This is a genomic window from Paenibacillus odorifer (genome assembly GCF_000758725.1).
Lineage (GTDB): Bacteria > Bacillota > Bacilli > Paenibacillales > Paenibacillaceae > Paenibacillus_AQ > Paenibacillus_AQ odorifer.
The window spans coordinates 6,224,898-6,250,117 of record NZ_CP009428.1 but is presented as its reverse complement, the minus strand read 5'-3'; the positions used below and the strand labels follow the sequence as shown (position 1 = coordinate 6,250,117).

The window sequence follows — 25,220 nt, the reverse complement described above, 5'->3', positions numbered from 1 at the left end:
GTTCCGTTGGCGAACGAAAATATTGTAATTAAAGGCGCGAGGGCGCACAATCTCAAAAACATCGATGTGACGATTCCACGTGACCGTTTCGTCGTGCTGACGGGACTTAGCGGCTCAGGTAAATCGTCGCTTGCATTTGATACGATTTATGCTGAAGGACAACGGCGTTATGTTGAATCTTTGTCGGCTTATGCACGTCAGTTTTTGGGACAAATGGAGAAACCAGATGTGGATTCAATTGATGGTTTGTCCCCGGCGATATCTATAGATCAGAAGACAACAAGCCGGAACCCACGCTCCACGGTAGGTACAGTTACGGAGATTTATGACTATTTGCGGTTGCTCTTTGCACGTATTGGTCATCCCCATTGCCCAGAGCATGGTATTGAGATTACCTCCCAGACCGTTGAACAGATGGTAGACCGGATTATGCAGTATCCCGAGAAAACTCGGTTGCAGATCCTGGCGCCAATCATTTCAGGACGTAAAGGTGAGCATAAAGGGCTCTTCACAGATATCTCCAAGCAAGGCTTCGTACGTGTGCGTGTGGACGGGGAGCTAAGAGATCTGTCTGAGGATATTGAACTAGAAAAGAATAAAAAACATACAATAGAAGTTGTGGTAGACCGGATCGTTGTTAAAGACGATGTGGAGACCCGACTGACGGATTCACTGGAGACGGCGCTTAAGCTTTCGGGCGGTAAAATCCTTGTGGATATCATCGGCCAGGAAGAGCTGCTTTTCAGTTCTAACTTTGCTTGTCCAATTTGTGGTTTTAGTATTGAAGAGTTGGCACCACGGATGTTCTCTTTCAACAGTCCGTTTGGAGCTTGTACAGAGTGTGATGGACTTGGCATGAAGATGGTGGTCGATCCAGACCTGCTTATTCCTGATGCTGAGAAATCCATCGAAGAAGGTGCTTTTTTAGCTTGGACTGGAAGTACTTCTAATTACTATCCGCAATTCCTGAAGTCGGTTTGTGAACACTTTAAAATTCCACAGAACGTTCCGGTAAGCAGTCTGACACCTGATCATATGAATAAATTACTGAACGGTACAGGCAGTGAGAAGGTCCGCTTCCGTTATGAAAATGATTTCGGTCAAAAGAAAGATGCGATGGTTGCTTTTGAAGGGATTATACCTAACCTAGAGCGGCGTTACCGTGAAACTGCTTCGGATGGTATTCGTGAATTTATCGAAGGATTTATGAGTGCTAAGCCATGTCATGTATGTAAAGGTAAACGTCTGAAAAAAGAAATATTAGCTGTGACTATCAATGATCATAATATTTCTGATGTTACGGACCTTTCAATAGGAGACTGCCAGCATTGGTTTGAAGAGATAAAATTGAGCGAAAAAGAAACAGCCATCGCCAATCTCATTCTAAAAGAGATCTGCAATCGGCTTGGATTCCTTGTGAATGTAGGCTTGGATTATTTGACGCTTAGCCGTGCAGCGGGTTCGCTTTCCGGTGGTGAGGCGCAGCGTATTCGGTTGGCTACTCAGATTGGTTCAAGTCTCATGGGTGTATTATACATTCTGGATGAGCCAAGTATTGGCTTGCATCAACGGGACAATGATCGTCTGATCTCTACGCTTGCGCATATGCGCGATTTAGGCAACACGCTAATTGTTGTAGAGCATGATGAAGATACGATGATGGCAGCGGATTATATTATTGATATTGGTCCGGGCGCAGGTATTCATGGTGGACAAGTTATGGCTCAAGGGACGCCAGAAGAGATTATGAAAGATCCAAATTCATTAACGGGTGAATATTTAAGCGGACGTAAATTTATTCCGGTTACCGCTAAACGCCGTCCTACCGATGATCGATGGGTAGAAATACGTGGTGCTAAAGAGAATAACCTGAAAAATGTGAATGTGAAGATTCCATTAGGTGTATTTACAGCGGTGACAGGTGTATCGGGTTCCGGTAAATCCTCGCTTATCAACGAGATTCTTTACAAGAGTCTGGCACGGCAGCTGAATAAGGCTGTGAAGGTGCGTCCTGGTCAGCATAAAGAAATTCGTGGACTAGAAAATCTCGATAAGGTTATTGAAATCGATCAGTCACCAATCGGGCGGACACCGCGCTCCAACCCAGCAACTTATACAGGTGTATTCGATGACATCCGTGACCTATTCTCCAAGACAAATGAGGCTAAGGTACGTGGTTTCCAAAAGGGACGCTTCAGCTTTAACGTAAAAGGCGGACGTTGTGAAGCTTGCCGTGGAGACGGGATCATTAAGATTGAGATGCACTTCTTGCCGGACGTATACGTCCCTTGCGAAGTATGTAAAGGCAAACGGTATAACCGGGAAACACTAGAAGTGAAATATAAAGGCAAAAACATTTCAGATGTGTTAGAGATGACGGTAGAGGACGCAACAGAGTTTTTTGTAAATATCCCGCGTATCCATCGTAAAATGCAAACACTGATGGATGTAGGACTTGGTTATATTAAGATTGGTCAACCGGGAACCACTTTATCCGGTGGTGAAGCACAGCGGGTAAAATTGGCTTCTGAGCTCTACCGTCGCAGCACGGGTAAAACACTTTATATTTTGGATGAGCCTACGACAGGTCTGCATGTAGATGACATTGGTCGTCTGCTTGAGGTATTGCATCGTTTGGTGGATTCCGGAGAATCGGTTCTTGTTATTGAACATAATCTGGATGTAATCAAGACAGCGGATTATATCATCGATATGGGACCGGAAGGTGGTAGCGGCGGTGGTACCGTCCTGGCAACAGGAACACCGGAGAAGATCATTACTGTCACAGAGTCTTACACAGGTAAATATCTGAAGCCGGTTCTGATTCGTGATACAGAGCGGACCGAAGCGCTTATGCTTGAGACGGCGGAAACCAAATAAACAGTAAGTAATATAACCTATGTATAATAAGGCCTCGGCATCATGCCGGGGCTTTTATTGTAGGTTGTAAGCAATAATTTCTTGAAGGGAAACATCTGACAACTAACAGCTAATAGCTAACCTCGTCCTCTAGAATGGAGTCAAAGCCACTTAAGGCGTTGTAGGATTATCTGGTAATTGTGCGAAAGATGGCTCATAGATATATGATGTGATATTTCTAGCAAAAGTTATACGAATTCTATAGAAAAAATGGATTTAATAATAGGCAAGGTAGGCATATGTAGGACATGTTCGTAGTAAGATTCAATGAGGAGTATTCTGTTGATAGGGTTAACAAGTAATTGATTAACGTTAGGGCCAAAAGTTCCTTGAAAACCGAATAATTAATCATCATATCACTCTATCAAATAACTGTTTGTTAGATTAGGGAAAACCTCCCTGAAAATCCGAGTTTTTAGATCATATAAGGTAAAATCCGGGAAAATCTCCCCAATTATCGGGTGAATTTACTCATATACCCGGTTTTCTAATGATTTTTAGGGAGGAATTCCCTGATAACCACAAAATGAACTGTTAATCGGACAATTTTAGGGAGAATTTCCCTAATTCTTTAAAAACCTAAATTTTGAGCTCAGAATGTTAAGTTCTAAGTTCTGTATTTCAATTTTAATTTCAATTCACTGCTCAATTTATCTTATCTCTATAGCGGTTAACGGACTTTCTATTGTAACCTTCATGACGATAGAGTTGATTGGACTCACAGCACTTTCACTAAGCCACCCCAATTGTCAGTGATCAATCTCATCGTTATTACGGATTTTGCAGGGATAAAATATATTTTTTGCGACAAATACATAATTTTTCTACAAAACCTATTGCATCGCCCAAATGGTAGCGATAACATAGAAGGTGATATGGGGATTACTGGATCTTGCTTGACAACATTTTTGAGGAGGTAAGGTTATGCTGCTTGCAGAAGTTGCCGCGCAAGGACCGTCTAAATTTCATACCTTTGATGTGTTTATGATTTTATTTACCATCTTGATTTTGGTCGGGGTTGTTCGACTATTGAAAGCTCCCCAGAAGAACAAATTTGCCATTGGTTTTGGAGCCGTTAGCTTGCTGGTTTTTGTGATCTCTGACTATGCCATGGTGATGCATTGGTTAAGTTAATGAAAGAACTAAATTGAACAGCTTTGCACCGAAAGACTCCTTTAACGCCATGGGCGCATTGAAGGCGTCTTTTTTCAAATTATATAATGTTAAATTTATCCATTAGCAAAGAGAGGGTCTGGTGAGGAATGAGGAGTATTGGGGAGAAGCTGGTGAAGAAAGGATTGGGTCTATTACTGTGCGGCGTAGTGCTGTCGGGAGTATGGAGTCAGTCGGTATTTGCTTTTGATAGTACTAGTAAGGTGGTTAGTAAAGCAGCGGCAGAAGATCCGATACCTGGAATTATTAAAAGTATCACTCCTTCTGTTGTGGGCATTATCGGCAAAGATGAGAGTGGCGGGAATAGTGGCCTGGATGATCGGTACAATCTGACGCATGGCTCCGGCATCATTGTGAAATCGAACGGATGGATTATAACCAATGCTCATGTAATCAAGGATCTGCAAAATGCCATAGTAGTCACTTCGGACTCCAAAACCTACAGCGTTAAAGAAACATATCTGGATGAAGTTAGTGATCTGGCGCTGATCAAAATCAATGCCACCCATTTAAAGCCCGCCAAGTTTATACCAGCGAATAGCAAAACAGTGGTTGGGGAGAAGGTTATTGCTATCGGAACACCGATTAGCTTTTCTCTACGAAATTCAGCGACTGTAGGCGTTATAAGTGGTCTTAACCGTGAGGTAGATGCGGCTTATCGTCTTATCCAGAGTGACACAGCGATTAATCCCGGAAATAGCGGAGGGCCGCTAGTAAATATGAAAGGTGAGGTGCTGGGAATCAACAGCCTGAAATACTCAGCGGTGGGTGTGGAAAATATGGGGTTTTCGATTCCAGCGAATACTGTGCAGTATATTATGAACCAGCTTTTAAAATATGGTGAGGTCCAGCATCCGAGTCTGGGGCTAGAGCTGGAGGCAAGCTGGTCTACGGTTGTGGGATTGCCAACGCTGGACCCGCTGTCCGTCACGAAGGTGGTGTCTTCAGAAGCACTCAAGTCAGGGATTGCTGAAGAGGACGTCTTATATAGCATCGACGGGCATCGTGTGGTCTCACTAGTTGATATTAATGAATTGTTCAAAAGCTACCTGCCGGGAGCAACTGTGCGGCTGGTTATGCAAAGCGATGGGGATATCGTCGTCCGTAAACTCGTGCTCACTCAAGGTGATCCGTTGTTAAGCGGAGATGATTATGAAACGGATGAGGACGAGCACGCGGAAGAGTGATTAGAAAACTGGAGAGGGGGACGGTAAATGGGCTTTAAAATTTTAAGACAAGGATTTTTTGCGATGCTGGCCTTATTACTGCTATTTTCTATATTACCCATACAAACAGCATTAGCTTCACAAGGAGATAAGCTACAGCTGAGTCTAAAAGTTGGTAGTACTTCAGCTACGGTGAATGGTAAGAAGGTGGTTATCGAGCGGCCTTATACGGAGAACGGAACGGTTATGGTCCCGCTTGGGGTTTTTAAAAAGACGTTTGGCAGCACTGTTTCCTTAGAGCAGAACAATGTGGTAAAAGTAACCTATGGTGCTCATTCAGGGGCGATGACGATTGGGAGCGATATCGCTTGGAAGGATGGAATCAAAGTTAAACTGGGTTCAGCGCCCAGGATGGTTTCAGATGTGCTGATGGTACCGCTTCGCTTTGTAGCTGATGTGTTAGGTGCGACACTCTCTCAAGGGAGTGGGGGTGAGCTTATGGTTACCCTAGTTCCTGTAGACAACGAAGAAGATACGCCAGAGGATACTGGGATTGACAGCGATGTTGGTAAGACTCAAATTGGAAACAGCTATTTTCAATGGACACTGAATTATCCCTCTGGGCTGATCGCTGGAAATAGCGGTGGGGATGAAAGTGTGGCTACCTTTTCAAGTGCGGACAATCTATATTATGTGGAGATTCATGTAAGTGACCAGGCGGTTGCGGTAGATGCGGAAGGGCTGCTGGAACAGCTGGTTCGGGAGGTCGAGGCAGGTGGGGAGTTGATATTGGATCGGGAGTCGTTCCCCAAAGCCGCGATACCTTATGCTAGATTGATCAGTAAAGATTCCAGTGGAGCGCTCTGGGAAAGTAGACTGTTATATGCTGAAGGTCGACTCTACGAGATTTATTTGACGGATAACAAAGCAGTTAATTATAAAGATTTTGCTAAATACACAGGATTACTTAACTCTTTCCAGCCTTCTTTTGATACTAAAAACAAAAAAATCCGTGATCTTTCTATGGTCAAAAATGGATTGCGTGACGCGTACAATGAGGACTATGGGATTTCGCTACAGGTTCCCGCAGATTGGAGTAAGGATGACCAGCATCTCTATTACGAGAGTAAGCAGGGAAGTCATCTGAGTGTGGCAGTTACCTCGGCACCTGCTGGTTCTACACTAGAGAGCTGGGCTGAAGATCTGAAAATGAAAACTAAAGAAAACTTTGTAGCGGATGCTTATATTCTGAAAGACAGCAACAAGTCGGAGATCTCGGGCGTATCCGCACAAATTAATGAGCTACAGCTAAATTACGGAAACGGTGTTACTACAGAATATCAAGCTCTCATACTCAAAAATGGGTATCGTTATTATTTTGAATATGTAACAGCTGCTGGGCAAGATGACGATAAGGCAAAATTCAAAGCCATCATATCCTCTATTGACATTGATTTTGATCTGCTGAAGGAGAACTTCGGGCGACTCGCTAGTGATGATTATAAGACGCTCAAAAATAAGACATTAACCAAAGTATCCAAAACCTACGGTTATGCCATTGATATTCCAAGTTTATGGACACCTTATCAGGATATTTTTGAGACACAGTCGATTGAATATCGCTTCAGCGGAGGACGTCTACAGATCAACTCAAAATCCGAGGGTTCAGTAGATTATACAGTTAATGTTCTCAAAGATGCTTATCAAAATAAAAATAATGATCCCAAAGGCCCTCGTATAGAAAGTGTAGTGGAGTCTACCTTTGCGGATGTCCCTGCTACGATCATAACTGCACATCAAATCAAAAATGGTATCCCTCTTCGCAGCAAGCAGGTTGTGTTTGGTAAAAATGATGTGGTCTACATGATTACCGTTACGCTGAATGATGCCAATGCCACTGCAGAACAGCAGGCTCTATTAGACAAGACGTTACAATCGTTTCGGTTTACAGGCAGCAAGTAGTTAAAAGAGTACCAATGTCGTAGCTGACACACGAATAGAAGCGTATAATTCAATCAGACGAAGAACGTCCCAGTTGCCGATTTGGCTTGGAGCGTTCTTTTTTTGTATAAAGAGGGAAAAGGGATTGGACCCAATGTTATCTTAGTTGGGCATAATGTGAATAACTAAAGGGTGGATTAGTGTATTCGATTTGATACAACATTCTATTGTATGTCACGATATTCCTAGTGAATTGTTGTAAATGTTGCAACTTTTTGTGCCAGTTGTCGATACTAGAGTGTGAGAATGATGCATTATGTACAACATTTAGTTGTCGAAGCGCTGAATTGGGCAATAAAGTTGCATGTTCTACAACATTCACGGAGTAAAGAGCAATAAGCAAGAAGTCAGCTTCCTGACAGCATTATGACTTTTATTCTATATAAATGTTGGTAAACGCATGGCGCTCAAGTGTGATATTTGATACAATTATCAAGTTAATCAACTAGAAATGACCCGTCAAATGGCGGTTTGGGAGGATATAAATGAAAGAGCAACAAATACGCAGAGAAGACGTGGAGCTATTGGCACCCGCAGGTGATTGGGACTGCATGCGTGCAGCGGTAGCAAACGGAGCGGATGCTATCTTTTTTGGCGTAGAGAAGTTTAATGCACGGGCCAGAGCGAACAACTTTCGCATGGACGAGCTGTCGGAAATTATGGCGTTTTTGCATAGCTATGGTGTGAAGGGCTTTTTGACCTTTAATATACTGGTTTTTGAAAATGAATTGTCTGATGCAAAAGAACTGATTGATGCATGCGTGGATGCTGGCGTGGACGCAGTAATTGTACAAGATTTAGGTTTGGTCAAAATGATCCGCGAAATCTCACCGGATTTCCCGATTCACGGATCGACACAGATGACCATTACTTCGCCGGAAGCGGTCGAGTTTACTAAACCTTTTAGTTTGGAACGTGTGGTATTAGGTCGTGAGAACAATCTGAAACAAATTCGTACGATCGGGGAGCAAGCCCGCCTGCCGATGGAAGTATTCGTACACGGTGCTTTATGTGTTTCCTACTCCGGTCAATGTCTGACCTCTGAAATGTGGGGCGGACGTTCTGCCAACCGCGGTGAATGTGCTCAGGCTTGTCGCCTGCCTTATGATCTGATGGTGGATGGTGAGGTAAAACCTATGGGAGACGTAACTTATTTGCTCTCTCCTAAGGACCTGGCAGCAATTGATCTAATGCCTGAGCTGATCGAGGCGGGTGTGACTTCTTTTAAAATCGAAGGTCGCCTCAAAAGCCCGGAATATGTAGCGAATGTAGTTAGTAAGTATCGTAAAGCGATTGATCGGTATTTTGAAGGCGATCTGTCTAAACCTTCGAAGGAGGAGGTACGTGAGCTGCAACAAAGCTTCTCCCGCGGGTTTACACATGGTTTCCTGGATGGAACGAACAATAAGAAACTGGTAGACGGGACTTTCCCAAAAAGCCGTGGTGTATATTTGGGGACTGTTGAGCAAATTCTGCGTGACGGAGTGGTCTGCCGTATTCATGCACCGCTTAAGCGTGGGGACGGAATTGTTTTTGACGCTGGGGATCCGACGAAAAAAGAAGAAGGCGGTCGTGTCTACGACCTTCGTCGTAAAGGTGTGAAGCTGGAAGGCGAAGCCGGAGAAGGTTGGATCATCGACATCGTAGCCGGTCGTAATGATGTAGATCTTCGTCGTCTAAATGTCGGTGACCGCATTTGGAAGACAAATGACCCTGCGTTAGATAAGGCGCTGCGCCAGACTTATGAAACCGAAAAGCCGTACCGGGTATTTCCGGTACATGTTAGAGTGCAAGGCTGCGTCGGCGAGAAGCTGACGACTTGGTGGACGGACATTCAGAAGAACGTTACCGTCCGTGTGGACTCGGAGCTCGCGCTGGAAGCCGCGCAAAAGCGTCCGATGGATACCGCGCTGCTGGAAGAACAATTCGGCCGCCTGGGCGGGACCGTGTTCCAGCTTGACGCGTTGGAGTCGCATCTGCAAGGCGAAGTCATCGTCCCTATGCGCGAGCTGAACAGCATCCGCCGCCAAGCGGTGGAGCTGCTTGCGGGCGAGCGCCCGAAACCGCCCGTCTACGTGAAACGGGCGATCGAGGTTTACGGCGACGCCACCCGCAGGGGTGTCGCTCCGGAGCGCGCTGGTGAAGCGGAGCTCACCGCGCTGTGCCGCAGCCTGCCGCAGGTGCAGGCTGCGCTCGAGGCCGGCGTGAGAAACATCTACGCCGACTTCGAGTTTATCAAGCAGTTCCCGGCAGCGGTAGATGCGGTACGGGCTGCAGGGGCCAGCATAGCGCTGGCCACGCCGCGCATTCATATGCCGGGCGAGAACGGCTACCACGCGAATATTCTTCGCTTGCAGCCGGATGCTGTGCTCGTGCGTAATACAGGCGCGTTATATTATTATCTGCGCCGCCGCCAGGAGCAACCGGATGCTGTGCATCCACGCCTGATTGGCGATTTCTCATTGAATATCGCCAATCATAAAGCAGTGGATTTGTTCCTTGAGGCAGGCTGTGACATAGTAACGCCATCCTATGACTTGAACATTCAACAGATGGTCGATCTGCTTGAGCACAGCGATACTTCCCGGATGGAGGTCGTTATCCATCAGCATTTGCCGATGTTCCATACTGAACACTGTGTGTACTGTACCTTTATGAGTGAAGGCACTGACTATACGAACTGTGGTCGTCCTTGTGAAGAGCACCGTGCTTCTTTGCAAGACCGTATTGGAATGTCACATCCAGTTCGTGTGGATGAAGGCTGCCGTAATACCGTCTATAACGCTGTTGAGCAGTCTGGTGCGGAGTATTTGAACAATTTCCGTGACCTAGGAGTATCTTCATACCGTGTGGAGTTCTTGGAAGAGACGCCAGAGCAAGTGGCTGAGGTAATCAGCCTCTACAGCCGCGCTCTGCGTGGTGAAATCTCTGGGACGCAGGTATGGAAGAGCCTAAAGGCTACTAACCAACTTGGCGTAACGCGTGGGCAATTGGTGAACGCGAAGTAATAAGAGTTAAGAGTTAAAGATAAGGGCTAAGTAACTACCAGGTAGATGCTGGTATTGCTTAGCCCTTTTTATTAGATTTGATCTCGTCCTCATCCTAATTTGCATATACTAAATAATAGTATATTATTGGGGCAGCAAAGTATTTAAAATAGCAATTTGATTATAATTCCTACCCTCTTATTTCATTGGAATAGATATACAAATATAACAAACACTCTGACATAAATGTGCTGTAACTGCTATAATTGAAAGAAATATGCCATTTTAGGGTACTTACAGATATGTAATTGAAAAGAGTATATGATAGAAGGAGTTAATGTGATGAAGATCCGTAAAGCGATTATTCCCGCCGCAGGTCTCGGCACTCGTTTTTTACCTGCAACTAAAGCAATGCCTAAAGAAATGCTACCGATTGTAGATAAACCGACGATCCAATATATTGTTGAAGAAGCTGTTGCTTCCGGGATCGAGGATATTATTATTGTAACAGGGAAAGGTAAACGTGCGATTGAAGACCACTTTGATAACTCTTTTGAACTGGAATTTAACTTAGCAGAGAAGCAGAAGTGGGAGCTGCTTGAATCTGTTCGTAAATCTTCCGAAATGGCAGATATCCACTACATTCGTCAAAAAGAACCAAGAGGTCTCGGACATGCAATTTGGTGTGCACGTAAATTCATAGGAAACGAACCGTTTGCTGTCCTGCTAGGCGATGATATTGTTGAAGCGAATAAACCTTGTCTCAAACAGATGATAGATGTTTATGACGAGTATAAATCTTCTATCGTGGGTGTTCAGCCTGTTCCATGGGAAGAAGTATCACGGTATGGTGTTGTAGATGCTTCGCCTTTGGCAGAACGGGTATATAAAGCTAATCGTCTAGTAGAAAAGCCAAAGAGAGAAGAGGCTCCTTCTAATCTAGCAATTTTAGGACGATACATCTTAACTCCACGTATCTTCGATATGCTAGGTGAGCAGCAGGTAGGTGTAGGTGGAGAGATCCAACTTACTGATGCGATAGCACGTCTAAGCGAGGTTGAACGAATTATTGCCTATGACTTTGAAGGTAAACGTCATGATGTGGGTGAGAAAATGGGCTTTATCCAGACTACCATTCATTATGCACTTCAACACGAGGAGCTTAAAGATGACTTGCTTCGTTATATGAAAGAGCTTGTCGAGAGCGAAGCAGCTAAGGTCGGGCTATAAGTAAATCTCATATAATCTAAAAAAAGGCGCGCCGCTGTTATTACAGTGGCGCGCCTTTATGGTTTCTTTCTTTTATTAAAATTGTGAATTTGTAATGGCCTCAACTTGTGCTGCTTCCGCAGGATCAGCTGCGATCAGCGAATCGTATAGTGCCTGATCCTCGCCACCAGTTTTCGCCAGTGCAGCAAGGTACCAACGAGCAATCTCACGATTGGTTGCATCAGCGAAATCTTGGCTTAAGGCTGTTTTTAAGATGGAGGCTGCAATTTGTATCTTTCCAGACATATATTGCATTTTCCCTACCTTCAGTGTCACATCCGGAGTAAATGTCTTCGAAGGATCATTATCCGCAAGTACATGATCGTAGGCCAAAAGCCCAATAACAAAGCCAGCTTTCATGTTGTCTATTCTATCTGGATTATCTTGTTGTGCATAAGCTGCCTGCCCCAAATCAAATGAACGGCTGATGAGTGAACTGTACCAATTTATATCCCATGGAGTTTCACTGTTCATAATATCCGTGTAATTAGCATCTGAATTAAGCTTGAGAGTGGTCTTCGCCGCATCCTCTTGTCCGGATAAAAGTTGCATTTTGCCAACGTTTAAAGCAATAGTTGGCGTTACTGAGAAAGGACGCCCTTGCAGTTGTTCTGGTGGAAGAGTCTTCAGATGTTCAATCCCAGCTAGAACGTGGTTATATGCTTCTTGCACTTCATTGAAATACTCTTGTTTCTTTGTCTCATCCTTTTGATTAAGTGCTTGCTGACCTAAGGCAAAGGAACGGCTGATTATTGCATCATACCAATCGATATCCCAGTTGAACTTATCTGCGTTGTCACGGTAAATACCCAAGGCGACGTCGCTTTGACCTTTCAGATCGTAGTAGCTCACTAATTGGAGCAGAAGATTTTTGTTGTATGGCTCATCTTTGAGTGCGCGAGTTAATACACTGTATGCCTCGTCAAGGAACTGTTCCTGTTGTGTTTGACTAAATACCTGCTGATCCAAGGCCGATAGATAAATTGTCGATTCTGGATGACTTGGACGTTTGTTCAAAGTCTCAATCAATGGGGCTCTAAGCTCTTCGTAGGAAGTGCTATAACTTCTCAATTGTTTAGCTTTCAAAGCAGAGTTACTGGAGCCAATATAGCTGATTGACAAGAACACTAGGAACAAGGTTCCTAAAGAAAGCACAGCGAGGTATCCAAAACGGATGCCCGCTTTATTCCAATTTTTCCGCAGTGGCTTGCTATCCATAACGGAGGCCATTCCGGCAAGGCCAATAAAAACTAGTATGCCCATAAAGGCATAACTCATGTTGAAATCAAGTAGACTGTGCACAAGAATAGATAGAGCAATAATTAGATAGAAGAAACCATTCTCAAATTCGTTTTTATCCCGTTTTACATATCCACGAATATATTTATAGAAGATATACAGAATGAAGCTCATAAATATGATAAATCCAACAATACCTACTTCAATGAGGAATTGTAAGAAGAAGTTATGCACCTGCCGGCTTGTATAAGGGTTGTTCTGATAATGCTCATACAGTGAGGCCCAGCCTCCTCCACCAGCACCGAGGACCGGATAATCCTTAACCACCTTCACGGCATCCTTATAAAAAGTAATCCGCTCGAGTACGCTATGTTGCTGGAAATTGATGTTCTCGAGGCGAGTCTCCATATTGTCAGGTAAGATGCTTTTTGCACTCGTACCGATAAGCAAGAAAGCTACAATAGCAATTAGAGCGACAGATCCGAGCGGAATCCAAAGACCTGTCCGTTTACGTGACGACACTTTCTCCAATTTCATATGTAACCATGGAGATACGAAACGTTGGATCATCCAGCCGATAATGGCAACAACTATTGAAGCACCCAGCAGGTATCCCCAACCCTTTAAGGCAGCGGATGAAGTGAAATTTGTATTTAACTCTAAGCCCAGATTGGTCACTGGAGTTGTAATTAGTAGCGAAGCAATACCAGCAACTCCTAGATGCAGAATCCAAAGGATTTGCTGTGCAGGTTTTAGGAATAGAAGTAGGAGTATGAATACTACAGGTAGCAGGACTAAGCCGCCACGAGATAACGTCAGTAAGATAGAAACAATGATAGGTACCAACATAAAGCTGTGTGTTAACGTTCCATACCAATTTTTAGAGCGAATAAGCGCGAATATCGCTACAAATAGAAAGGCCATCAAGAAGGCAGCGTACGTATTTGCGTACTGAAAGATCGAAGTCAGACGAAGTCCGTTAGAGTCAGTCATAACAGCATCTAAATAGACATCATTTCGGACGGTGTTTGAGAACCAACCTATAAGATCTCCTGCTAATTTACCACTGCCTAGCCAATTTAAAAGTCCAAAACCCACTATAAAATACGCAATCGCTAATATAGCATTTTGAATGACAACATTTACTTGCTTTTGCTTCATGAGATAAAAGGCTATAATGAAAACTGCGGCATATGTACACTGAATGAACAGCATATTCATCGCCGTATAATGCGAAACTGCGACAAACAGTGACAGAGCATAGGTCACAGGGAGCAATAATGCTGCCCAAGCTACTAAATCACTCTGCTCTTCAAGCTTGAATTTTTTGTAGTTCAAGCCAACACAGACTAGCAGCATCAGTGCGCTTAATAGTGCGGATACGTATATTGGCTTCTCGTAATCTACTAGCGATCCATTAAACAATCCCACTTGAAATGGGGTCCAACACAAAAATAGAATAAAACCAACAACTAATGCCCAAATCGGACTTGCTATCTTTTCAACATTTCTCGACTGAGCGGCGTTTTTACCGTATACTGGTTTCGACACGTTATAATCTCCTTTTCCTGTAATTACATGAGTATTAATAGCATACATGTAGTATTTTACTACAAGACTAGTAAACAGTAACAGTTATTCCTAAAGAATAATAACACTAATTAATGAACGAGGCGATCAATTTTGAAAGGCATAATATTAGCAGGAGGTTCTGGGACTAGGTTGTATCCACTAACAAGAGCTATATCAAAGCAGATGCTTCCGATTTACGATAAACCTATGATTTATTATCCGCTATCAGTTTTGATGTTGGCGGGTATAAAGGAAGTTTTAATTATATCTACTCCTCGAGACTTACCTTTTTTCGAAAATTTACTAGGAGATGGTTCAGCTTTAGGAATGAAGTTGATGTATAAAGTTCAAAGTGAACCCAATGGATTAGCGGAAGCGTTCATTTTGGGTGCTGATTTTATTGATGGTGATGCTGTTTCTCTTGTATTAGGAGATAATATCTTTTATGGTCTTAATTTCTCTAAGATATTGCAAGAATCCTCTAAACTAGAAGAAGGAGCCTTAATATTTGGCTGCTACGTAAATGACCCTAAAGCGTACGGTGTGGTAGAGTTTGATCAGGATAAGAGAGTGATTTCAATTGAAGAAAAACCACGAAATCCTAAATCGAATTTTGCAGTTCCTGGGCTCTATTTTTTCGACAAAGATGTTGTGCAAATCGCGCGTAACGTAGAACCATCTGCAAGAGGGGAATTAGAGATAACTTCTGTAATTGAAAAATATCTGGAGCAGGATAAATTAAAAGTTGAACTAATGGGAAGAGGTATGGCATGGCTAGATACGGGAACACATGACTCCTTACTGCAAGCTTCGAATTTTGTAGAGGCCATTCAGAAAAGACAAGGGCTTTATATATCTTGTGTTGAAGAAATAGCGTTTCGCATGAATTATATTGGGAAAGAACAGTTAGTAGCATTGGCGGAGCCTCTTTTGAAAACTGATTATGGAAAATACTTAATTGATGTTGCGGAAGGTAATGTCTGAGATTGTTATATATAATTAGCAGAGGGGCACTATATAGTGAGATTTAGTAAAAAAAGACTTGCGAAATTTGGAATTGTTGGAGTGATATCTCTTTTTATTTTTTACGCTTTTTTCATATTTTTTATTCAACCATCTAACAAAATGAAATTGGAGCTAACTGTAAAGAGTGGAGAAAAAGATTATTTTCAAGTGTATTTTTTAAAGAATAATGAGCAGTTAAATGAGGAACAGTCGGTAGTTGCGAATTATAATAAAGTGGGAAAGTTTGAACCACTTAAGTTCCCTTTAGATGATGATGTTCAAAAATTAAGATTAGATTTAGGTACAAAACCTGGAGATTTATTTATAAGCAATATATCTATTAGCTCACCCTTACACTCTTATGAAATCAACATGAAAGATATTGATTTAAAAAACAGTAATCAAGTAGAAAATTTAAAATACGAACAAGGAAATTTGTCTGTTTCAGTTTTAGGAGAAGATCCTTATATTGAATTTGTTCCTTCGAACGAGATAAAAGAAAATATAATAAAAGATAATCAAACAGTTCAGCAACTTCTTGCCTTTGGTATAGCATTATTAACTGCTATTATTTTTTTAGTTTTTGTGAAATTACGTTCTGATATCAAATATTTATTTCAAGAGCTGTATTACAATAAGAAGATGCTCTATTTCTTATCGGTAAATGATTTTAAAACAAAGTATGCAGGTTCATATTTGGGTGTGATTTGGGCATTCGTACAGCCAGTCGTTACTGTTTTGATATATTGGTTTGTTTTTGAAGTTGGATTTAGATCGGGTTCGGTACATAGTGTTCCTTTTATACTATGGTTAGTGGCAGGTATTGTTCCGTGGTTCTTTTTTGCGGAAGCCTGGGGAAGTGCGACAAATTGCCTAATGGAGTATAGTTATTTAGTAAAAAAAATAGTTTTCCAAATTAGATTACTTCCTTTAGTGAAGATAACATCTTCTTTCTTTGTACATTTATTTTTTGTTATTCTGACCTTTATTATCTTCCTTCTGTATGGTGTTAATCCCTCTATGTACGCTACACAGGTAGTGTACTACTCATTGTGTACGATCTGTTTTGTCTTTAGTTTATCGCTCATTTCGAGTTCCCTCATAGTCTTCTTTAAAGATTTAGGACAAATTATTAGCTTGATATTACAGTTTGGTATGTGGTTAACCCCAATTTTGTGGAGTTCAACTATGCTTCCGGCCTCTTATCGTTGGATACTTAAAGTGAATCCTGTCTATTATATTGTCGAAGGATATCGTGATGCTCTAATTAATAAGGTATGGTTCTGGGAACGGTATAACCAATCTATTTATTTTTGGTTACTCACATCGATATTGTTCTTAATAGGTATTACAATTATGAAGAGAATGAAACCACATTTTGCAGATGTGCTTTAGAAAAGGTGAGGGATATGAGTAAAGAGTTGGCTATTAGAGCTGAAAATATAACAAAAGTGTACAAGCTTTATGAGAAGCCTGTACACCGTTTAAAAGAGTCTTTGAGTATTCGGAAAATGACTTACCATCGTCCCTTCTATGCACTTAACGATGTTAGCATGGAAATATATAGAGGCGAAGTAGTTGGTATAATTGGAAAGAACGGATCAGGGAAGTCTACAATTCTAAAAATTATTACTGGTGTGTCATCACCTACCTCTGGAGGGGTTTATGTTAATGGCAAAGTCTCTGCATTATTAGAACTTGGTGCAGGATTTAACTTGGAGTATACAGGTATAGAAAATATATACTTGAATGGTATGATGATGGGGTTTGGTCGAGAGGAAATGGATGCAAAATTAAATAGTATTCTGGAATTTGCAGATATAGGTGATTTTGTTTATCAACCAGTTAAAGCTTATTCCAGTGGTATGTTCGCAAGGTTAGCTTTTTCAGTAGCTATTAATGTGGATCCAGAAATATTAATAGTCGATGAGGCGTTGGCAGTTGGTGACCTGAAATTCCAAATAAAATGTATGGAAAAGTTTAGTGAGTTTCGAGACAAGGGTAAAACTATATTATTTGTTTCTCATGATATAAACAGTATAAAGCGTTATTGCAACAGAGCAATCTGGTTGAATTCAGGAAGGATCGAAGCACAGGGCGACACCGACTTGATATGTGATCGTTATACCGATTATCTGAAATACGGCGAAAAATCTACAAAATCTAATGAAAATGAGGATAATAAAGAAAAATTAAAACTGAATGATGATATGATAGGTGTTATCGAAAGATTTCAGATTATTGATACTAATGGTAAGGAAATTGATGAAATCGAATATAACTCCAATTTCAATTTAAAGATTGATTTTGAAATGAATACTGATAATTTAGATATAGTTATTGGGGTAGCTATTCATACTATCGATGATATCTACGTCTGCGGTGTTAATACTTTATTAGATAAAGAAAAAGTTTCTTATAAAAAAGGAATAAACACTATTTATTTGGAATACGAAGGATTTAATTTATTGGGTGGCAGCTATTATTTTGATGTAGCAATTTTTGAAAACAATGCTCATGTACCCATTGATTATAGAGCAAGAATTAAAGAGTTTTTTGTAAGATCTGCTTATATAGGTGAGGGTATTTGTGTTCTTCCGCATAAATGGAAAATGGATGGTGATTGATAGTGAAATATGATTTCGATTTGGATGTCTCGTCTAAAAACTCTTTGTCACTTATTATAAAAAAAATCAGACCAGGGTCGACAGTATTAGAATTTGGTCCTGCTGCTGGAAGAATGACAAAATATTTAAAGGAACAATTAAATTGTAAAGTTTATATTGTTGAGATAGACGAAGTTGCTGCAAAGAAAGCTTCATTTTTTGCTGAAGATGTAGTAATAGGTAATATCGAAGATTTTAAATGGTTTGAGCAGTATGAAAATGTGAAGTTTGATCACATTATTTTTGCTGATGTATTAGAACATCTCTACAATCCTCAGATTGTTATGAACAAATGCGTAGAACTCCTAAAAATAGGGGGTTCTTTGTTGATTTCAGTTCCCAATATTGCCCATAATAGTGTCATTATTGATTTGCTGCACAACAAATTTGAATACAGAAAAACGGGTCTACTTGACGATACTCATATACGTTTTTTCACATATACCAGTTTAATAAATATGATATCTACCTGTAATTTAGCTGTTAAGTGGGAAGATGCAATTATAAAACGCGTGGGTGAAACAGAATTGGGTAATTTTTTTGATGGGTTACCAAATGGTGTTGTTAAATTCCTGAAAAATAGACCCTTATGTGATTTATACCAATTTGTTATGGAACTACAACCCCAACAGGAGAATTCTAGCAAAATAAGAAATGTTGTAACTAAGGGAGATTACTATTATTCGCAGCTATATGTTGATTGCGGTGATGGTATCACAGAAGAACAAAGCTTAACGATAAGAGCGAATGCTTCTTCTCGAGAGTATGAATTTGATTTAATAGGATACGAGGGGATCGAAAGATTGCGATTTGATCCATTGAATGTGAATTGTATCATTAATATAGAGGAAATCGTTTGTATTGATAAAAACGGTGAGCAACTAGTTATAGATAGATATGGTAATAACGCGGATTTTTCAGATGGGAGTACGTTTTTGTTTCTTCATGAAGACCCACAAATTCTCTTTGATTCACCACGAATGGAACTAAGTAGAATTATCGTTAGACTGAGTTGTATAGATTATGAGTTTAGTAAGCCTGATTGGTTATTAGGAAAACTCAGAGGTTCTGAATATAAAATACAATCGATAGAAAAGGAATATACTGATCTCCTGTTGGAAAATTCGAATTTAAAGCTGAAAAATAAGCAATTTGAAGTTCTTCTTGAAGATAGTCTGGAGAAGAGTAAAGAAAGTATAGAGGAATTGTTGCAGAGAATATCAAGTGTAGAAGAAAGGTCAGACAAAGAATTAATCTTGAGGAAACAAGAAGAATTGAAGGTTAGTCAAATAACTGAAGAGTTAAATATGAAAACTGAAGAATTGAACGTGAGAGTTAATGAACTCAATAAAATATATTCAACAATTCTAGGAAAACTAATTGCTAGAATGATTAAATAAACGAGATTGGTGTGATAAAAGTTGAATGAAGCTACAAATTTAGTACAGAATATTATCGAACGAAATCATATCAAAAAAAATATTTTAAGGCAAACGACTCGGTTAAATTCTTTAGAAGTTGAGAACGCATCTGTAGGTACGCACGGACTATTAGTTTCAGAAAATAATAAGTCAGTATTTATTAATTTCAAACTTGAAACCAGTAAGAAATATTATAAATTAGTATATAATATTTCGAATACAGAGACTACTGGAGAAGTTATATTACATGTGAAAGGCAATAATCAAAGGCATGAAAAGTACCATCTAGGAACATTTTATGGAACTCCCATTGTGTATTTCTTAAAGTGTGATTTTGATGCGGAGATTATTACATTGGAAATAGCAGAGGCTTCTTCTTTTACTCTCGGTCAGTTGGAACTAATTCAGATATCCAATTCTGAGTATAAGGCGAATAAATTGAAGCAATATACGGGGAAGTTACGCAGGGTTGTTAGTAAACAACCACATCTGAGAGCAAAATTCTTTAAAGAATTGAAGGAGAACGGGCTAAAGCAGGCTATCCAAAAAACGAAGAGTAAACTCTATCAGAACGTGGATAGTTACAATAATATTCAAGTGAGCGGTCAGGATTTTAAAAGGGAAATCTCGTTAAAACAGAGTAATACTGTTTTATTTGTTTCTCATGATGCGCAAAATGCGGGGGCATCTATCCTTTCTCTTAACATTGTAAAAACGTTAAAGAAGGTTTTTAATAAGGATGTTATTGTTTTGTTACTAAAAGGCGGTCCACTTGTTAATGAGTTTTCCAAGTATGCTACCATAATTAATTTCAATCAGAATTCTCTCTCCTACTTAGAGAATGAAGAAGAAGTTAACAAAATAATTAATGAGTTTAAGGATAAAGGAGTAAATATTTGTATCTCTAACTCCGTTGTTTCAAATATCCTTACTAAATTAATGTTTGAACATGGTATAAAGGTTATTTCACTTGTCCATGAACTACCCACTTCTATAAAGACTTATGATTTTATAGAAGCAGCAAATTATGCTGTTCAATATTCTGACAAAATTGTGTTTCCAAATAATTTTGTTAGAGAGTCTTTCGCAGATTGTTTTCCAGTAGATGAAAAGAAGGTACATATAAGACCTCAAGGCATATATAACAAACGTAGAGGTGCTTTGGATAAACAGGCTGCAAAAAAGAAACTTTGTGAAAATTTGAAGATTGAACCAGATTCGACTATCCTCTTAGGCGGGGGATACGGTGATCTTCGTAAAGGGTTTGATATTTTCTTCTCAATAGCAAAAGAAATGTTAGTGGGGGAGAATGGAGGAAAACTACATTTTGTATGGGTTGGGCAAGTCGAACCAATACTGGAAAAGTGGATGAAACATGATGCGGAAATCTTAAAGTTAGACTCATATATCCACCAAATTGATTTTCAAACTAATCTTTCCCCGATCTTACAGGGAGCTGACTTATTCTTACTTCCTTCACGGGAAGATCCATTTCCTTCTATTGTATTAGAGGCAATTGATAATGGTACGCCTACAGTTACTTTTGAGGGGAATGGCGGCATGGGGGAATTTATTAAAAGGTTAGGTGTTAGACCAGCCCCATATTTGAATACTAAAGATTTTGCATCAGAGATTTATAGGATTTTAGGCGATGAGCAATCATATGAAAGTATAAAGCAACTTGGGCTGGAATTAATCGAAAAGGAATTGGATTTTTCAGATTATGTTAACCAATTGTTGCATATGACACAAGGTGAGGAGACTTTTAGCAAAGAGGTTTCTGTAATCATCCCCAATTATAACTATGAAAATTATATCGAAGATAGATTGAACTCTATTATTTATCAAACAGTGAAACCAAAAGAAATTATTTTTCTGGATGATATGTCTACTGATAATAGTGTGCAAGTGGCAGAAAGAATACTAAAGAGATCTAATATTCCTTATAAGATAATAAAAAATGAAGTGAATGTGGGTTGTTTTGGCCAATGGATCAGAGGAATTAAAGAGGCTACTGGAGATCTAATATGGATTGCTGAAGCTGATGATTTATGTGAGAGTAATATGCTAGAGAAGTTAATCCCATCATTTGATGATGACGAGGTGAACTTGGCTTATTGCCAATCTGAAATTATAGATGGAAACTCTACTAAAGTTGGCTATATTTATTCTGAGTATACAAAGGATTTGTCATTAACTAAATGGGATTCTTCATATTGCATTGAAGGTAGAGAAGAAGTAGTCGAGGGGCTGGCTATTAAGAATACCATCCCTAATGCTAGTGCTGTATTATTCAGATCTTCTGCACTTGAGGGACTGGAAGAAATGCTATGCGATTATAAGATTGGAGGAGACTGGTTAGCGTATTTATATGCGCTAAAATTAGGAAAGATCTCTTTTGTTTCCGATATATTGAATTATCATAGAAGACACTCTAGTAGCATTGTAAGCAGAAGTGAGCAGAAGCTTGAATTGTTTAAAGAGATGTTAGCTATCAAATTATTTATTTTAGAGAACTTTGAGATCCCCGGATTTATAGTAGATAGATTTCTTCAACATATTCCAAATGAATATGCAAGATTAGGCTGTAAAGGTTATGAGAGTAAGGATATACTGAAAAACGATGTATTAGCTGATAAATTCTTGAACTTAGAAAATGAAGCTAGAAAGAAAGTTAATTCGGTTAATTATTTACGTATCAAAAAAAGGATACTATTTGTTGCTCCTGATTTTGAGGTGGGAGGAGGACAAATGTTGGTTGTTAGATTAGCCAATTTTTTTGCTTCCTTTCAAGATGTGTATGTGTACAATGCTAGACCTTGGTTAGAAGATTCAATGATGTCAGGTATGATTTCAAAAAATGTGAATGTTTTGAAAAGTAATGGTAACCCGGATGAACTGAGATCATATATTAATGATTTGAAAATTGAGGTTATAAATAGTCATATTTGGTGGTCCGATAAAATTACCTATCATGCAATTCAAGGTAATCAAAATATTAATTGGGTGTTAGCTATGCACGGATGCTACGAGGCATTAATAGAAAATCCTGATTGGGATAATGATTTTTCAAGTCTAGTTAAACCTGTTCTTGATCGAGCTAACAGTATTATTTATGCAACTAATAAGAATAAAAGAGTATTTGATACTGTTGAAGTAAATAATATCGATAAGTTATACAAAGTGTATTATGGATATCAATTACAAAATATCGGTTTAAAAGATAAGACGGAACTTGGTATAGCAGAAGACGATTTCGTATTTGGCCTTGTATCTCGTGCAATAAAAGAAAAGGGTTGGGAAGAGAGTATCACCGCTGTTATTAACTTAAATGAAGAACTTGAAAGAAAGATTCATTTAATTTTAGTAGGGCATGGTCAATACGCTAATGAGATGAGAGAGAAATATAAAGATAATAAGTTCATCCATTTTATCATGGACTTGAAAAAACCATCTGAATGGATCGGATGGGTAAAAGCATTTGATGTAGCAATCCTTCCGAGTTATTTTATATCTGAAAGTCTTCCCAATTCTATCATTGAATATCTTGCTTATGATAAGCCTGTAATATCTACTAATATTGGAGAAATTCCAAAAATGTTACATTCTGTAAAAGAGGATAAATATGCAGGTATCATACTTGAACTTAACGAGGAAAGAATAGTTGATGTTCAAGAACTTACAGATGCAATGCGAGTGATGGTTACAGACTCAGGACAATACTCTGAATATGCAAAAAATACGAAATTATTATTCGAACAATTTAAAATGAGCAATTTTGCGTCTGCGTATTTTAGATTGTTCTGATTTTCCCCCTTTTATAAAGAGGGAGAGACCGACGAAAGGGTTGTTTAACTTATGAATGTTTTTATATTGGGCGGGGCTGGATTTATAGGGGCACATCTAACGAAAAAAATGTGTGAAAGTAACTATAATGTTACTGTGTACGATCGACACATCACCGATAAAAGTTTGCCAGATGTTGAATTCACTGCAATAGAAGGGGATTTCTTGACGGAAGATCACTTTGATAATTTACTGGAAAACCAGGATGTTGTTATACATCTGATAAGTACGGTATCTCCTTATTCTTCCATGTTAAATATTACCGACTCCTATAGGAATGATGTTATAAAAACCTTAGAACTGCTTGAAGCAGCGAAGAGAAAGAGGATAAAGAAAGTGATTTTCTTGTCCTCGGGAGGAACTGTTTATGGAGATTTCAATGAGGTAGATCTTCTAAATGAAGACAGCAACTCTCACCCTTTGAATCATTATGGGATAATGAAACTTACTATTGAAAAAATTCTATTAATGTACAATCAACTATATGATATGAATAATATTATTTTGCGTGTAGCCAATCCGTATGGTCCTGGACAAGACCCTGAGAAGAAGATTGGTGCTATTTCAGTGTTTTTAGACACTATATTAACTCGTAATACTATTACCGTTTGGGGCGATGGTTCAACGGTAAGAGATTACATTGAAATATCAGATGTGATTGAGGCAGTTATGTCTGCTGTGGAATATATTCATACAGAGCATAGCGTTAAACCTATTTTTAACGTGGGCACAGGAATTGGTACAAGTATTATTGAGATAATCAAACAGATTGAGATTATCACTAAGGTTAAAGCACATGTGGATTACAAAGGCATGAGAGATATTGATGTGAAGCGAAATGTACTCGATCCAAGAAGAGCTAAAGAATATCTGGGATTCGAGTCTAAAATTAATGTTGATCAGGGGATAAGAAAACTGTTGTCCGAACGCGACAAGTTTTTAAGGGAATAAATCATGAATGTATCTATCGTTATTCCTAATTTTAATGGCGAAAAATTTTTGATTGACTGTCTGACTACTTTAAAAGAACAATCATATCAAGATTATGAAACTATATTGGTTGATAATGGTTCGACAGATGATAGTATTAAACTTGCACTAGAAATAATGCCGGAAATTAATTGCCTATTACTAGATGAGAATAAAGGATTTAGTGCTGCAGTAAATCAAGGGATTTTAAATAGTAAAGGTAAATATGTGGCCTTACTAAATAATGATACTCTTCTAACGGTCAAATGGCTTGAAAATCTTCTCGCCTGTATTGAGAGCGATGAAAATGTTTTTTCTTGTTCCAGTAAAATGATCCAATTTCATGATAATAAACTCATAGATAATGCTGGTGATGCGTTTACTGTGTTTGGATGGGCATATCAAGAGGGACATGGTGAAAATATAAATAAATACTTGGATAATAGGTACATTTTTACTTCTTGCGCGGGTGCGGCAATATATAGACGGGAAGTTTTTGATAAGATAGGTTATTTTGATGAGCAATTTTTTGCATATTTAGAGGATGTGGACATTGGTTATAGAGCTCGTATAGAAGGTTACGATAATTTATATTGCGCAGAATCAATTATCTATCACATAGGAAGTGCTACCACAGGAAACGGATATAATTCTGTGAAAGTAAAATTATCTGCCAGAAATAATGTATACCTGCTCTATAAAAATATGTTAGGGATTCAACTGCTTCTCAACGCCCCATTCCTAATTGTAGGGCATTTATTTAAATATCAATTTTATAAAAAAATTGGTTTTCAAAAGGAGTATTCTGAAGGAATACGTCAAGGTATTACCAATAGGAAAAACCTTACCAAAACTGAATTTAAAATTAGTAATATGCGTAATTATGTTAGTATACAATGCTGGCTTATTAAAAAGGGTTTGCAATACGGAATTGTGAAAATTAAGAAGATGTTAAAATTGAAAAATGATATCTGATAATATTTATAG

General features: G+C 39.4%; 14 protein-coding genes. 13 read left to right on the top strand and 1 reads right to left on the bottom strand.

Annotated elements, in window-relative coordinates:
- Nucleotides 1–6 precede the first annotated feature (6 nt).
- From uvrA to galU, 6 genes are all read left to right on the top strand, one after another.
- Nucleotides 7–2,880, top strand: a complete 2,874-nt coding sequence (gene uvrA / locus PODO_RS27375; RefSeq protein WP_036678625.1) for an excinuclease ABC subunit UvrA — start codon at nucleotides 7–9, stop codon at nucleotides 2,878–2,880.
- A gap of 963 nt (nucleotides 2,881–3,843) precedes the next feature.
- Nucleotides 3,844–4,053: a DUF2759 family protein gene (locus PODO_RS27370; RefSeq protein ID WP_036678627.1), complete on the top strand. Its 210-nt coding sequence runs from the start codon at nucleotides 3,844–3,846 to the stop codon at nucleotides 4,051–4,053.
- Between the two features lie 128 nt (nucleotides 4,054–4,181).
- Nucleotides 4,182–5,279, top strand: coding sequence for a S1C family serine protease (locus PODO_RS27365; RefSeq protein ID WP_052097352.1), 1,098 nt, complete (start codon nucleotides 4,182–4,184; stop codon nucleotides 5,277–5,279).
- Between the two features lie 27 nt (nucleotides 5,280–5,306).
- On the top strand, nucleotides 5,307–7,220 hold the full coding sequence (locus PODO_RS27360) for a stalk domain-containing protein (RefSeq protein WP_038573509.1): 1,914 nt from the start codon (nucleotides 5,307–5,309) through the stop codon (nucleotides 7,218–7,220).
- 524 nt (nucleotides 7,221–7,744) lie between these two features.
- Nucleotides 7,745–10,267 (top strand): U32 family peptidase, encoded by a 2,523-nt coding sequence (locus PODO_RS27355; protein WP_038573507.1) that lies wholly within the window; start codon nucleotides 7,745–7,747, stop codon nucleotides 10,265–10,267.
- A 321-nt stretch (nucleotides 10,268–10,588) separates the two neighbouring features.
- Nucleotides 10,589–11,476, top strand: coding sequence for a UTP--glucose-1-phosphate uridylyltransferase GalU (gene galU, locus PODO_RS27350; protein WP_036678633.1), 888 nt, complete (start codon nucleotides 10,589–10,591; stop codon nucleotides 11,474–11,476).
- Between the two features lie 75 nt (nucleotides 11,477–11,551).
- On the opposite strand, the gene PODO_RS27345 is transcribed toward galU, so the two are convergent.
- On the bottom strand, nucleotides 11,552–14,305 hold the full coding sequence (locus PODO_RS27345) for an O-antigen ligase family protein (RefSeq protein ID WP_038573505.1): 2,754 nt from the start codon (nucleotides 14,303–14,305) through the stop codon (nucleotides 11,552–11,554).
- A 132-nt stretch (nucleotides 14,306–14,437) separates the two neighbouring features.
- Here PODO_RS27345 and rfbA point away from each other — a divergent pair, with 132 nt between their 5' ends.
- From rfbA to PODO_RS27310, 7 genes are read left to right on the top strand one after another with little or no spacing between them, the layout of a single operon-like run.
- Nucleotides 14,438–15,310 carry a glucose-1-phosphate thymidylyltransferase RfbA gene (gene rfbA / locus PODO_RS27340; protein ID WP_038573503.1) on the top strand — a complete coding sequence of 291 codons (873 nt, stop codon included), beginning with the start codon at nucleotides 14,438–14,440 and terminating at the stop codon, nucleotides 15,308–15,310.
- A gap of 36 nt (nucleotides 15,311–15,346) precedes the next feature.
- Nucleotides 15,347–16,726, top strand: coding sequence for an ABC transporter permease (locus PODO_RS32090; RefSeq protein ID WP_244886397.1), 1,380 nt, complete (start codon nucleotides 15,347–15,349; stop codon nucleotides 16,724–16,726).
- Nucleotides 16,727–16,740: 14 nt separating this feature from the next.
- Nucleotides 16,741–17,958: an ABC transporter ATP-binding protein gene (locus PODO_RS27330; protein WP_038573500.1), complete on the top strand. Its 1,218-nt coding sequence runs from the start codon at nucleotides 16,741–16,743 to the stop codon at nucleotides 17,956–17,958.
- Nucleotides 17,959–17,960: 2 nt separating this feature from the next.
- Nucleotides 17,961–19,397, top strand: coding sequence for a class I SAM-dependent methyltransferase (locus tag PODO_RS30250; protein ID WP_052097350.1), 1,437 nt, complete (start codon nucleotides 17,961–17,963; stop codon nucleotides 19,395–19,397).
- 21 nt (nucleotides 19,398–19,418) lie between these two features.
- The gene (locus PODO_RS27320) at nucleotides 19,419–23,225 is read left to right on the top strand and encodes a glycosyltransferase (RefSeq protein ID WP_038573499.1); all 3,807 of its coding nucleotides are present in this window, start codon (nucleotides 19,419–19,421) and stop codon (nucleotides 23,223–23,225) included.
- Between the two features lie 51 nt (nucleotides 23,226–23,276).
- Nucleotides 23,277–24,215 carry an NAD-dependent epimerase/dehydratase family protein gene (locus PODO_RS27315; protein WP_038573497.1) on the top strand — a complete coding sequence of 313 codons (939 nt, stop codon included), beginning with the start codon at nucleotides 23,277–23,279 and terminating at the stop codon, nucleotides 24,213–24,215.
- A 3-nt stretch (nucleotides 24,216–24,218) separates the two neighbouring features.
- Nucleotides 24,219–25,208: a glycosyltransferase family 2 protein gene (locus PODO_RS27310; protein WP_038573496.1), complete on the top strand. Its 990-nt coding sequence runs from the start codon at nucleotides 24,219–24,221 to the stop codon at nucleotides 25,206–25,208.
- Nucleotides 25,209–25,220 lie beyond the last annotated feature (12 nt).

What these genes read in the sequence shown, in the direction of transcription:
- PODO_RS27370 (WP_036678627.1), top strand. Translation starts at nt 3,844, where the DNA reads ATGCTGCTTGCAGAAGTTGCCGCGCAAGGACCGTCTAAATTTCATACC.
- PODO_RS27365 (WP_052097352.1), top strand. Translation starts at nt 4,182, where the DNA reads ATGAGGAGTATTGGGGAGAAGCTGGTGAAGAAAGGATTGGGTCTATTA.
- PODO_RS27360 (WP_038573509.1), top strand. Translation starts at nt 5,307, where the DNA reads ATGGGCTTTAAAATTTTAAGACAAGGATTTTTTGCGATGCTGGCCTTA.
- PODO_RS27355 (WP_038573507.1), top strand. Translation starts at nt 7,745, where the DNA reads ATGAAAGAGCAACAAATACGCAGAGAAGACGTGGAGCTATTGGCACCC.
- galU (WP_036678633.1), top strand. Translation starts at nt 10,589, where the DNA reads ATGAAGATCCGTAAAGCGATTATTCCCGCCGCAGGTCTCGGCACTCGT.
- PODO_RS27330 (WP_038573500.1), top strand. Translation starts at nt 16,741, where the DNA reads ATGAGTAAAGAGTTGGCTATTAGAGCTGAAAATATAACAAAAGTGTAC.
- PODO_RS27315 (WP_038573497.1), top strand. Translation starts at nt 23,277, where the DNA reads ATGAATGTTTTTATATTGGGCGGGGCTGGATTTATAGGGGCACATCTA.
- PODO_RS27310 (WP_038573496.1), top strand. Translation starts at nt 24,219, where the DNA reads ATGAATGTATCTATCGTTATTCCTAATTTTAATGGCGAAAAATTTTTG.